Source organism: Gilliamella sp. W8123, from assembly GCF_016101085.1.
Classification (GTDB): Bacteria; Pseudomonadota; Gammaproteobacteria; order Enterobacterales; family Orbaceae; genus Gilliamella; species Gilliamella apis.
Genome location: NZ_JACFRE010000002.1, coordinates 167,327 through 179,973, shown reverse-complemented (window position 1 = coordinate 179,973; position 12,647 = coordinate 167,327). Strand labels below are relative to the sequence as shown.

The window sequence follows — 12,647 nt, the reverse complement described above, 5'->3', positions numbered from 1 at the left end:
TGATGGTAGAGTAAATAAGGCTGCCGTTTACCCTGCAAGGTAAATCAAAAATGCCAAGACTTACCGCCCGAAGGCGACACAAACAATGCCAAACATTCAATATCCTTCAAAGTATAAGCTTTCGATTTAGGTTACAATAATGTTTTTCACTAAGGCGTCAGAAAAAGCCATTGACAATCTCCTCAATAAACAAAATAGAAAAAAGAAGATTCCAATAATTAGGTGATATAACTAAAAAACAGTCAGAAATGCAATGTAGCACTTGTTTACTTTAATGTATCGTTGGATGAACCACTTACGCATTGATTATAGTACACATTAGTACTCTTTAATGGAGTATAAAACAAGGCTTACTGACTGATGTTAAAAGAGAAAAAAACGCTAAGCATTTGGTTATAAAAGACTAGATATCGTGACTTGGAGCGGGAAACGAGGTTCGAACTCGCGACCTCAACCTTGGCAAGGTTGCGCTCTACCAACTGAGCTATTCCCGCATGAGAAGTGTTTTAAATGGTGCCCGGGGCGAGACTTGAACTCGCACGGCCAAAAAGGCCGAGGGATTTTAAATCCCTTGTGTCTACCGATTTCACCACCCGGGCTCAAAACTTAGTTCCGAAAGGTAACTGCGTTTTGGATGCTGTGCATTTTACCTATCTTATCATTTCAGTCAATAAAAATTTCAAATTAATGGTTTGATTGCTCAATGTTTGACTGATTAGTCGTTAAATTAGGCTATTTTGTCTATTTTTACAAAATTATTTAGCTAACTTGATTATTAAGAGATTACACAGATAATATCTGCGATATTTCATAAATATGTTTAATCTTCGTCTAATAAATCACTTTGCGCGATCCAAAGATATTGCAACATAGATAACAAAGTTAATACAGTTGCAATAAGTAGGGCAGCTAGACCTGCATATATAACCAGATCGCAAGGACGCCAAAGTAACCAAGTTAACGCTGTCATTTGGGCAATAGTTTTAATTTTGCCAATTGAAGATACCGCAACATTATTGCGTTTGCCAATTTCTGCCATCCACTCTCTTAATGCAGAAATAATGATTTCTCGAGAAACGATGATGATAGCCGGAATAGAAATCCACCACGCTTGATAATACTGAGTGATGAGTACCAATGCGATCGTCACCATTATTTTATCGGCGACAGGATCTAAAAAGGCGCCAAATTTAGTGGTTTGACCTAATCGACGAGCGAGGTAACCATCAAAAACATCTGTAACTGCGGCAATTAAGAATAATAATGCCGAAAAAAAGCCAGACCATTCATGAGGAAATAGATAGAATGCCAACACAAAAAAAGGAATAAGTATTACTCGAAATAATGTTAAGAATGTAGGTAAGTTGATTTTCATGTGACATTAGCTCATTTTGTTTTATTAATCAATTGGTTAGTGATAATTAAAAAAACAGTGTTTTCTTACTGATTATGTTGCCTGAAAAATGTTAATTTTTCAATGTGTTATTGCTGTAAATTTAGATAAATTTTTTCAGCTAACGATTTGGAGATGCCTTGTACTTGGGCTATTTCATCTATACTAGCATTTTTTAGCTCTCTAAGCCCGCCAAAATGTTTTAATAATGCTTGGCGTCTTTTTCCGCCAACGCCTTCTATATGCTCTAACGCACTATCAGTTAATTGTTTAACACCTTTTTTACGCTGACCTACAATCGCATGGTCATGTGATGCGTTACGGATTTGTTGAATTAATAATAGAGCAGGGGAATGATCATCTAAATAATAACCTTTGCCATGAGCTTCAAAGAAGAGTGTTTCTAAACCTTCTTTACGCTCAGCACCTTTAGCCACCCCGATTAAAATAGGATGATGTTTATCCCAGTTTACTTGTAACTTCTCAAATACTTGTAAAGCTTGATTAAGTTGTCCTTTTCCACCATCAATAAAGATAATATCAGGGATTTTGTCTTCAGGAAGATCTTTTTTACTATAACGACGAGTCAATACCTGTTCCATTGCTGCATAGTCATCACCAGGTGTGATACCAGTAATATTATAACGACGAAATTCAGATTTAACTGGTCCTTTATCATCAAACACAACACAAGAGGCGATAGTATTTTTGCCCATAAAATGGCTGATATCAAAACATTCCATTCTATTGATTTTCTCAATTCCCAAAAAGGCTTTTAAAGCATCGTATCTTTGTTTAATAGTTGAGTTTTCTAATAGTTTATTTTTAACTTCCGTTTGAGCATTAACGGTTGCAATATTTAATAATTTAAGATTATCACCTTTCGGTTCATCAACTAATTTAACCTGATGTTCAGCAACAATAGATAACGTTTCTTCCATTGCTTGTTTATCGGACAACGAAAAATTCAGAAGAATTTTTTTTGGAATATTCCTGTTTTGATTACCTTGTAGATAAAATTGTCCTAAAAATGTCTCAATAACTTCTTCAAGTTCAGTATTAGAGGGAACTTTAGGAAAATAAGAACGATGACCAAATGTTTGACCATTACGGATAAAAAGCACATAAATACAAGCTAAGCCAAGTTCATAGTGAAAACCGATTACATCCAAATTATCATTATTATTGTAGATAGCTTGTTTTTCATTAATGTGTTTGATTGCTTGTAACTGATCACGCAACGCTGCTGCTTTTTCAAAATTAAGCTCACTACTGGCTTTTAACATATCAGCGGTAATTTTTTTTAAGATTTCATCTGACTGTCCAGATAAAAATAATCTAACATAATTCACTTGTTCATTGTAATCTTCATCGCTGACTAAACCCGGTACACAAGGGCCTAAACAACGTTTAATTTGGTACTGCAAACAAGGACGTGTTCGATTACGATAAGTACTATTAAGACATTGCCTTATCGGAAAAGTTTTTTGTAATAATGCGAGAATTTGTTTAACTGCATAGCCACTCGGGTAAGGGCCAAAAAACTCATCTTTTTTACGATTAACTGCTCCGCGGTATAAAGATAATTGTGGATGGCGTTCTTTACTTAATTTAATAAACGGATAGCTTTTGTCATCTTTAAGTAAAACATTATATCGTGGTTGATATTTTTTGATATAAGTCTGTTCAAGCAAAAGAGCTTCGGTTTCGGTATTGGTGATGGTAAATTCTACTCGATGAATATGACTCACCAATCGATCGGTTTTGATGGTTTTTTTACTACTGTTAAAGTAACTTTTTAAACGATTATTGAGGTCTTTCGCTTTTCCCACATAAATGATGGTATCTTTATCATTAAACATTTGATAGATACCTGGTTTATGTGGGACGGTTTTTAAGAAAGATACAGAATCAAATTGGCTCATATTAATTTTCAAAGGTGAGGGCTTTTTTCTCTATTATCCTCATAATGGTGCTTAAAATACCATTTATCAAGAGGTAGATGAGCCCAGCAACAACAAAAATTGAGAAATCATAGTATTCACCATTTAGTGTATTACTATATCCCATGAGATCCATAACAGGAATCATTGATGCTAGTGCGGTTCCCTTAACCACGAAGACAACTTCATTAGAGTAAGTAGATAGTGCTCGTTTTAATGCATATGGCATTACAATTTTGAGTGTTTGTCTTTTATTCATGCCTAATGCACTACATGCTTGCCATAGTCCTTGTGGAACAGCTTTTAAAGCACCATAGAAAATTTGAGTAGTGTAAGCTGCACTATTAAGCGTTAATGCTAAATAAGCGCAAAACCATGGCGATGAAATAAATTCATAAAAAGCGGGTACTTTACTTAAAATTTCGCCAAATTGTGAAGGTCCATAATAGATTAAAAAAAGTTGTACCAATAAAGGTGAACCAGTAAAAATAACAATATAACCACGTATCGTTTTAGTTAAAAACTTTGAATTTAAAGATAAAAGGCAAGAAAAAACGATAGCTAAAAAACCAGCTGATAATATGCCAGCGATACTTAAACTTAAAGTATCAGGTAGACCTTGAAGAATGATTTTTAGATAGTAAATAAAATTATCAGACATAAAATGACCTTACTGACTATTAGCTGATGAAGGTTGTTCAAATTTGGTAGAGCGTTTTTCAATATGAGCAATAACGCGTTGACTTAAAACTGATATTACTAAATAAACAAGCATAGCAATAAAATACCATAAGAAAGGTTGGTTGGTTCTTGCGACAATTGTTTTGGTTTGCATCATTAAATCATCAATCGCTATCGCAGATACAAGGGCGGTATCTTTTAATAAAATTAACCATTGATTACTCAAACCAGGTAATGCATGGCGCCACATTTGCGGCATTATTATGCGGAAAAAGGTGCGGGATTTACTAAGTCCCAATACTTGAGCTGCTTGTTTTTGTCCACTTGGTATCGCTTTAAATGCTCCACGTAAGGTTTGTGATGCATAAACGGCATAAAGTAAGGATAAAGCAAAAACACCGCATAAAAATGGATCTGGTTGAGTATTTTCAATATTCATTTTTACGGTAAATGATGTAAAACCAAGTGGAATGGTAAAACCATCATCTAATGCCATCAATAACAGCGGTAAACCGGTATAGATTGCCACCACAATTAATAATTCGGGTAAAGCTCGAATAGTTAAATTAAATAGTGACATTAACCATGCAACGGGTTTGAAGGGTACTGATTCTAAAATAGTAAAAATGAACGCAAAAAACATGCCGACAATTAACGATACAAATGCTAATGATAACGTTATTGCGGTTGCTTTAGTTAGCGGCAAAATATACCCATCCATAGAAGAGAGTAACCAGTCGATACCGTGTGCAAAAAAGTCTGACATAAAAAAACCGTAATTAAATTAAAAAAATAAACTCGCCGCAGAGTATGCGGCGAGATCTCAAAGAACAGATTTTAGTAAATAAGATTATTTACTAAACCATTTTTTATAAATAATATCTAATTCACCATTTGCTTTTAATTTATCAATTGCTTGGTTGAATTGTTCAAGTAATTGATCATTTCCTTGACGTAAAGCGATACCTAAACCTTCACCAAAGAATTCATGATCGGTAATTTTGTCACCCAAAGCAACAATCTCAGCATCCTTACCTAACCATTCTCCAGCAACAAATGAGCTTGAAACAATGGCATCAATACGTTTTGCTTTTAAATCTAGAAAAGCGAATTGATAGCTGTCATAACTTACTGCTTTAACATCAGGGTACTTTTCATTTAAGTATTTTGAATACGTTGTACCTTTTTGAATACCAACTTTTTTACCTTTCAATTGATCAAGACTGGTTAATGAGTCTTTCAAAGTAATAAATTGAATTGAGCTGTCGTCGTAGTAGATTTTAGTAAATGCAACTTGTTTTTGACGCTCTGGAGTAACATCAATACCTGCAATTGCCGCATCAATGCGACGAGTTTTCAGGCTAGGAATTAAACCATCGAATGATTGGTTAACAATTTTGCAAGATACTTTCATTTCTTCACAAAGCTTATTCATAACGTCAATATCGAAACCAACAATTTCATTTTTATCATTAGTAAATTCGAAAGGCGCATAGGTTGCTTCGGTACCAATAGTTAATGTTTCTGCTGCTTGAGCTGCAAAAGCAGAGCCTGCAAGTAAAATAGCTAGTAATGTTTTTTTCATATTTCCACCCAATCTGGTTTTAATTAATGTTAATGTGATAAGTAAGCTTTAAACTCTTCGGTTTTTGGATGAGCAAAACACTCAAGTTGTCCCTGTTCAATAATCTTACCTTGTTCCATGTAAATCACTTGTGAAGCAACTTTACGTGCAAAATCGACTTCATGAGTAACAATAATTTGTGTAATTCCGGTTTGTGACAGTTCATTAATAATCTCGGCAATTTGTGATGTAATTGCTGGATCTAATGCCGCTGTTGGTTCATCAAATAACAAAATTTTCGGCTCCATCATTAATGCTCTAGCAATAGCAACTCGTTGCTGTTGGCCTCCAGAAAGATGGAGAGGGTAGCGATGCGCCATTTCATCAATTTGTAGACGAGCTAAGATTGACATAGCTTTATCACTAGCTTCTTGTTTTGATAATTTTAATACTTGGCATGGCGCTTCAATCAAATTTTCCAAAACGGTCAAATGTGGCCATAGGTTGTAATTTTGAAAAACCATACCGACATTTTTACGTAAAGTTCGAATTGTTGATTCACTTATTTTTTGCGAAAAATCGAAATGCGAATCAGCAATCGTCATTTCACCTGATGTAGGAATTTCAAGTAAATTAAAAACTTTCAACAAAGAACTTTTGCCTGCACCGCTCTGACCAAGTAAAACAATTGTTTCACCTAAAGGGTAACATAAAGAAACATCGTTCAATGCCTGATGTGTACCATAAAAACAGTTAATATGGCTTAATTCAATATTCATTAGTATTAGATAAATTGTTCAAATTTTAATTGACTAAATATTACTTTTTTTTGCATAAAAATGCAATCTAAAATATTAGACAAATACTTTATGAGTTAATTTTTAAGCAAAAAAATATAATTTTCAATTTTTATTATTGGATAATATTATATTAAATCAATTAGATGTAATTAAAAATATTTACTATACTGATATTTTTATTGATAGAAAAGAAATATATAAATGTAATTCTAATTGATAATTTAACGAATTTGTATGTATTAATAGCTTAAAAAACCCCTTTCCTCAAAATTTTTTACAGATTTTAGCTTAATTTATTCATCATTATTTATGATAGGGATGATAGGTCCAAGATATTTAGGTTTTTGATTCATTATATATAGATCAATAAAGGCACTAACACGAGCTAGCATCTCTCTTATACGAACTAACTTCATACTTTTGGGTGCTGGAACGGCAAAACACTGTGCTTGAATATCTTGCGCAAGGGCAATAAAAATCGCTCGTTCGCAATGGAACTCTTGCGTAATAATAGTAAAATCATCAGCATTGAAAACTTTATTAGCCCGAACAACTGAATCGAAGGTTCTAAAACCAGCATAATCTAATACAATCGCTTCTTTGGGGATACCTGCTTTAATCAGATCCTTTTGCATCGTAATTGGTTCATTATAATTTAAATGCGCATTATCTCCACTTACTAACAGATAATCGACTTTTCCTTGCCAATATAGATCAATAGCGCCATCGATACGATTGCGATAAAAACCGTTAATTCCACCACCTTTTACATATTTAGATGTACCTAATACTACACCAATTGTTCGATAGGGGAGTTTATTTTCATCATGATAAATGTAAGGTGCGGTTTTATAGCTTATCCAATAGTCGAGACTAATTATTACCGCTATTAAAAACAGTAGAAAGGTAATTAAATAAGCAATAAATTTTCTTAATATCATGCTAAAACCAATCAAAAATAAATACCATTATTGGAAATAAAAATGGTGCTGTCAATGAAGTCATAATACCACATAGTACTAGTGATAAAGAGCTATAAGCTCCTTCATTATAATCTACTTCAATACAGCGTGCAGTACCAACAGCATGTGATACAGCACCGATTGATAAACCTCTGGCGGAAGCTGTTTTGATTTTAGCCCAATTTAATAATTGATGAGCAAAAATTCCACCTAAAGTTCCGACTAGTATTACACATAATGCGGCAATAGATGGAACACCACCTTGATTTTCTGCGATAGTTACCGCTATGGCAGTAGTAACTGATTTAGGTAGTACCGAGGCGGCAATTTCATCACTACCTCCTAACCAGAATGCAATACATACTCCCGTCACCATAGAAGCAATTGAAGCTGTAAAGGTGATTATCATGATGGATTTCCAACGGGCTTTGATTTGTGGGATTAATTCAAACAAAGGATAGGCTAAAGCAACAACCGAGTATGGAAGTAAATCATTAATAATTTTTACATTTTTTACATATTCAATATAACTAGTGTGTGTGATTAATAATATTGGAATTAAAACAATAACCGAAATCACTAGTGGATTAAATAATGGATTTTTGATTTTAAAGGAAATTTTACGAATAATTAGAAAAACTAAAACAGTTAATGGTAGCATCCATATCATGATTGTTTCTCCTTATCTTCAGACGATTTTATTGTTGATCTATGCAAATGTTCAGTAAGATATGCCGTTAAGAATAAGACAATGATTGAACCGCCAACACTGGCAAAGCTAATCGGCAGCCAATTAGCTAAAAGTAGTGAATAATTGTCCATGATCCCCATTGCAGCAGGAATAAATAGCACAGTCATATAACGCATAAAGAGGTTACAACTGTTTTTGATCCAACGCGTTGGTATAAGTTGAAATGCTAATAAAAAAAACAAGATTAATAGACCAATAATACTACCTGGGATCATGATTGGTAAGATTGCCGAAACAATGTTACCTGCCCATAAACATAGGGTTAAAATAATTAATCCACGACCATAACTAAATAGTGTGTAATATAAAGAATAAAGTCGATGCTTAATTGTTGCATGTTTGGCTAAAAAATGTTTCATGGTTTATACACTAATTGTCTTAAAATTAAATATTGACGGTATGCCCGTCGTTTAGAAAGGGCGGAGAGCTAAAACTAGAAATATATAATACGCCCCTGTAATTTAATTATCCAACTAAATAATGACAATATTGGTAAAGCTGTTTTAATAAAGTAAGCTTTTCCGGTTTCTGTATATAAATTTCTGCTAGTTGTTCAAGTGATTGTAAATAATTTTGTATCTCAATGCTATTAAGTTTATCTCGACAGTGATCTTGCCAAATACGTTGTTCTTGTTCGGTTAATGTTTGCGGATAATTTCTTGCTTTGTAGCGAAAGAATAATGTGGTTAATCGTGGATCATCGAAAGTGATTGATAAAGTTTCTAATAAATGAATTGGCGTAGTTCTTATTGTTTCACAACGTAAAAGATCTTGACCATTTAAAAATCCACCATAAATTTGTGCATCAACATCACTGTTAACTGGATAATCATTATTGATACTAAATAACTCACGCATTTTATCCTGTAATTTATTTTGGTTTTGCAGCAGCTTTTGTTGATTAATCAAACATTGTTGTTTATCTAAATTAAAACGCTTTGCGTTATCAGCTAATAATGTGCTTAATGGCGCAATAATTGGACATTTATTTATATGAATCAGTTTTAACGGAATACGCTGCTCATCTAACTCAAGATCGGCTGTTTTGGTGTAAAGTTTTTCCTGAATAGTCTCGACAGGTAAATCAATAATTGAATCAATATCTCCAGCTAGATCACAGACTATAACTGCATTATTTTGCGTTGGATGCCATGCAATAGGGCAGACTAATGACATATTGCCTCTATGGCTACCTAACATTCCTGATACATGAACAATAGGTGTCATATTTACAACGTCAATAAGCTCGGCAACTCTGTTTTTATTACGTAATTTAAAGAAATAATTGAATAACTTTGGTTGGGCTTGTTTGATAAGTTTTGCCATAGCAATAGTAGCATAAACATCTGACATTGCATCATGGGCATGCTCGTGGGCAATATTATTCGCTTTAGTTAAATCTTCTAAACGAAAACTCGGTAAACCAGCATCATTTGTTGGCCAGTTAATACCTTCAGGTCTTAATGCATAACATGCTCTAACGACATCAAGTAGATCCCACCGTGAATTACCATTACGCCAACTATAAGAGTAAGGATCATAAAAATTACGATACAAAATATTGCGAGTCACTTCATCATCAAAGCGGATATTGTTATAACCTAAGATACAAGTATTCGGTCGGTTAAATTCTTGATGGATTAATTTGGTGAATTCAGCTTCACATAAGCCACTTTGATTTGTTTTTTGTGGTGTAATACCAGTGATAAGAACTGCTTCAGGATTGGGTAAATAGTCTTGCGCTATTTGACAATAAATGACTAAGGGTTTTTCAATAATATTAAAATCACTATCTGTTCTAATGCCAGCAAATTGTGCCGGACGATCTAAAGCAGGGTTGATGCCAAAAGTTTCGTAATCATGAAAATAAAAAGTAGGCTGTATTTGATCGTTTTTCATTCCGTTATTTTGCTCTTAAGTTTTCATTTTAATTTCAAGTGATTATATCATTATTTAGTTAATTTTATTTATGAACAATAGAGTGATGTAACAATAATCAAATTTTAATAGTTAATCATTAATGAAAAATCAAGGTAATAATTAAACTGACTTTACGATCAATTACAGAAATTATTTTTGCTAGTTCTACTATTGATAGAAATGATTTTATAGTAAATTTATTTTGAATAATTAATCTGTTAAATTTAATTAATAATATTTCAGTTAATCCTAAATATAAATGTTACACCGTCACAAATTTGATGTTGTCATATTTTATGGAGGGAAGATATGTCAAATAAATTATTAATGAGCTTATTTTTTATACCACATTTTTCATTACCACGTTTGTTAATCTCAGCTCTTGATAATGCTATATTAGTCACCTTGATTTTTTGTTTAACTTATTGTTACAATTAAATTAATTGGTAAAAAAGTCTTTTTGGCTATATTGCATGCTATTAAGTTTACCAGGGTTATCGGAATTAAAATAATTATTTCACTTTAATTCTTATTAATTCGTTATCTAAAAAAAGAGTGATATTATCAGCTTTCTGTTGATGATTATGCTTTTAAGCTAGCTTACATGGAATATAAAACAAATTATTATTTCAGTATTGGTTTTTCGAAATGGATTTCACAAAAAAATTATCCTTGTTTTAGCTATTTGTTTCGCGTTTACCGCAAATTGTTATGCTAAAAACTGTAAAAAAGGTATACCATGCGGTAACTTATGCATCCACCTGAACAATGGGAATGTGATAGAAATCGACAAATAGAAAAATTTCAGGGTAATGACAACAAGTTTATCAGTGAAAAGTGTTAATAATGAAAACAAAAATTATCTTAGTGTTGGTCTTTTTTATTACTGTTATACAAAATGCTTATGGCGTTGCTCAGTATAGAACATTTGTTCCTCGGATTCGTACTTATTCTTTTCATACTTTCCATTCTAGTAGAGGAACGGGCAACGAAACACCGTTAGATAATATTTTTTTAAGTATTTTTATCATTTTCTTTCTTGGTATATTTTTTCTATCAGCAATATCGGTAATTCAAGAGTGTAAAGAAGCTAAAGATAAATTATTAGCAGAAGAGAAAGAAAAGCGTAATGAACTTGAGCGAATAAAATTAGAGGAAGCTAGAGCAATTAAAAAAGCGATGGCTCCTAAAGTCGAAGTGTATAAACTTAAGAAATATAGAAAAAAAAGATAAAACATATTGATTACTAGAGATTTTTTAAGTTCATTTTAGCTAATTAGTCGCTATATGATTTTATACGCCATTATGGCTGATAACTGTAACTTGAGTAACATCAGATTATATTTTATTTAAAATTATCTACAGCAAAAGGAATTGTATAAGACTTATTGGATAAAGTTTAAGTGTGATGGAATTTATATTGTTACTTTATTATATCTGTTTTTAAAGAGTTATATTATCTTTGCAATTCTAATCAGAATATTAAAAGTGAATATAGGGATATATTCACTTTTAATCGATGTTTTAATTTAGTAATAGGTTTCGAGTTCTTTTAAAAATATTTTTAATTCCTCAATCCAAAGGTTTGCATTCATTGTAGTGCCATGACCACTGGTTTTGTCACTGGCTGGGATAAGATAATATTTGGCTGCTAAAATATCTTTCAATGCTTTTTGCATCACACCAGTATTTGGCGGATTTCTTTCATCATCTTCTGAGTTAATAACTAAAATAAACGCCTTAATCTTAGTTAAATCTTGTGTTGGATCAAAGTTTCTTGCGGCATCCCATTGATATAAAAAGTCATTAGTATCCATGCTAACACGTTCTTTTAACTTGTCTGATAATATTTCTTCTGTTTTTGCCGTATTATAGGCTTTATTTTGCCAAGCAATATCGCCACCATTAGTTGCTATGTCATAATAATTATAAACAGTTTGAAATTTTTCCGGTTGTTTAGTATAAAAACCATTGTTCCAGTCAGGATCTTCCTTAATTGAATTGATAAGCATTTTTCTCATAATCCAATTTCGACTAGATATTGGGGCAGGGGTTGCTGCCATTGGAATTGCAGCTGTCATATATTCGGGATATTTAGTTATCCATAACCAGGTGTTCATGCCCCCCATTGAGTTACCAATAATAAGTTCAAGGTGATTTATGCCTAATCCATTTTTCAATAGTTGGTATTGAGCATTAACCATGTCACCATAATCATAATGAGGAAAATTTCCTTTTAGTTTGTCAGAAGGTTTTGATGATTTTCCCGTACCAATTGCATCAGGTAATATAATAAAATATTTTTCAGCGTCTAACGGTTTTCCTTTATCAAATAATGCATGCCCGAAACTATCATTAAGCATAGAATTACCATCACCAGTTGTGCCATGTAAAATTAAAACAGGTTTGCCTTTAGGATTTCCGAGTGTGACATAGTGAATTTTTAGATTTTTGACCGTATTACCATCATTAAATTGAAAGTTTTTAATAATATAATCACCTTCATTTCTATTGTAAAAATCAGTACAAAACCCTGGCATAGCGATGATAAAGGAAATAAAAAATAATAGTGCTTTTGTTAGATTACTCATAATTGGTTCTCTCCATTATATTTATGCAAAGCTAACATTGTT

General features: G+C 32.6%; 12 protein-coding genes and 2 tRNA genes. 1 reads left to right on the top strand and 13 read right to left on the bottom strand.

What is annotated here, in order from left to right; all coding sequences use genetic code 11:
* Nucleotides 1–418: 418 nt before the first annotated feature.
* The 12 genes from H3T56_RS03670 to sbcB form a co-directional block, all read right to left on the bottom strand.
* Nucleotides 419–494, bottom strand: a tRNA-Gly gene (locus H3T56_RS03670).
* 17 nt (nucleotides 495–511) lie between these two features.
* Nucleotides 512–599 (bottom strand) — tRNA-Leu (locus H3T56_RS03665).
* A gap of 221 nt (nucleotides 600–820) precedes the next feature.
* A complete protein-coding gene (gene pgsA, locus H3T56_RS03660; protein ID WP_065578773.1) occupies nucleotides 821–1,375 on the bottom strand; it encodes a CDP-diacylglycerol--glycerol-3-phosphate 3-phosphatidyltransferase in 555 nt (184 codons plus the stop codon).
* 107 nt (nucleotides 1,376–1,482) lie between these two features.
* Nucleotides 1,483–3,318 (bottom strand): excinuclease ABC subunit UvrC, encoded by a 1,836-nt coding sequence (gene uvrC / locus H3T56_RS03655; protein ID WP_065613463.1) that lies wholly within the window; start codon nucleotides 3,316–3,318, stop codon nucleotides 1,483–1,485.
* Between the two features lies 1 nt (nucleotide 3,319).
* Entirely contained in the window at nucleotides 3,320–3,997 is a 678-nt protein-coding gene (gene artM / locus H3T56_RS03650; RefSeq protein ID WP_198192053.1) for an arginine ABC transporter permease ArtM, read from the bottom strand.
* 9 nt (nucleotides 3,998–4,006) lie between these two features.
* Nucleotides 4,007–4,783, bottom strand: coding sequence for an arginine ABC transporter permease ArtQ (gene artQ / locus H3T56_RS03645; protein WP_199283272.1), 777 nt, complete (start codon nucleotides 4,781–4,783; stop codon nucleotides 4,007–4,009).
* A gap of 84 nt (nucleotides 4,784–4,867) precedes the next feature.
* Entirely contained in the window at nucleotides 4,868–5,602 is a 735-nt protein-coding gene (locus tag H3T56_RS03640) for a transporter substrate-binding domain-containing protein (RefSeq protein ID WP_065612946.1), read from the bottom strand.
* A 29-nt stretch (nucleotides 5,603–5,631) separates the two neighbouring features.
* A complete protein-coding gene (artP, locus tag H3T56_RS03635; RefSeq protein ID WP_065578769.1) occupies nucleotides 5,632–6,360 on the bottom strand; it encodes an arginine ABC transporter ATP-binding protein ArtP in 729 nt (242 codons plus the stop codon).
* Nucleotides 6,361–6,674: 314 nt separating this feature from the next.
* The gene (locus H3T56_RS03630; RefSeq protein ID WP_065612947.1) at nucleotides 6,675–7,322 is read right to left on the bottom strand and encodes a vancomycin high temperature exclusion protein; all 648 of its coding nucleotides are present in this window, start codon (nucleotides 7,320–7,322) and stop codon (nucleotides 6,675–6,677) included.
* Nucleotide 7,323: 1 nt separating this feature from the next.
* Nucleotides 7,324–8,013, bottom strand: coding sequence for a CidB/LrgB family autolysis modulator (locus tag H3T56_RS03625; protein ID WP_198192052.1), 690 nt, complete (start codon nucleotides 8,011–8,013; stop codon nucleotides 7,324–7,326).
* Nucleotides 8,010–8,453, bottom strand: coding sequence for a CidA/LrgA family protein (locus H3T56_RS03620; protein ID WP_082205071.1), 444 nt, complete (start codon nucleotides 8,451–8,453; stop codon nucleotides 8,010–8,012). The genes H3T56_RS03625 and H3T56_RS03620 overlap by 4 nt, the downstream gene beginning before the upstream one ends.
* A 106-nt stretch (nucleotides 8,454–8,559) precedes the next feature.
* Nucleotides 8,560–9,993 (bottom strand): exodeoxyribonuclease I, encoded by a 1,434-nt coding sequence (gene sbcB / locus H3T56_RS03615; RefSeq protein ID WP_198192051.1) that lies wholly within the window; start codon nucleotides 9,991–9,993, stop codon nucleotides 8,560–8,562.
* 867 nt (nucleotides 9,994–10,860) lie between these two features.
* Here sbcB and H3T56_RS03610 point away from each other — a divergent pair.
* On the top strand, nucleotides 10,861–11,247 hold the full coding sequence (locus H3T56_RS03610) for a hypothetical protein (RefSeq protein ID WP_086357184.1): 387 nt from the start codon (nucleotides 10,861–10,863) through the stop codon (nucleotides 11,245–11,247).
* Between the two features lie 296 nt (nucleotides 11,248–11,543).
* Here the strand turns inward: H3T56_RS03610 and H3T56_RS03605 are convergent, their stop codons facing one another.
* A complete protein-coding gene (locus H3T56_RS03605; protein ID WP_198192050.1) occupies nucleotides 11,544–12,605 on the bottom strand; it encodes an alpha/beta fold hydrolase in 1,062 nt (353 codons plus the stop codon).
* Nucleotides 12,606–12,647: the final 42 nt, after the last annotated feature.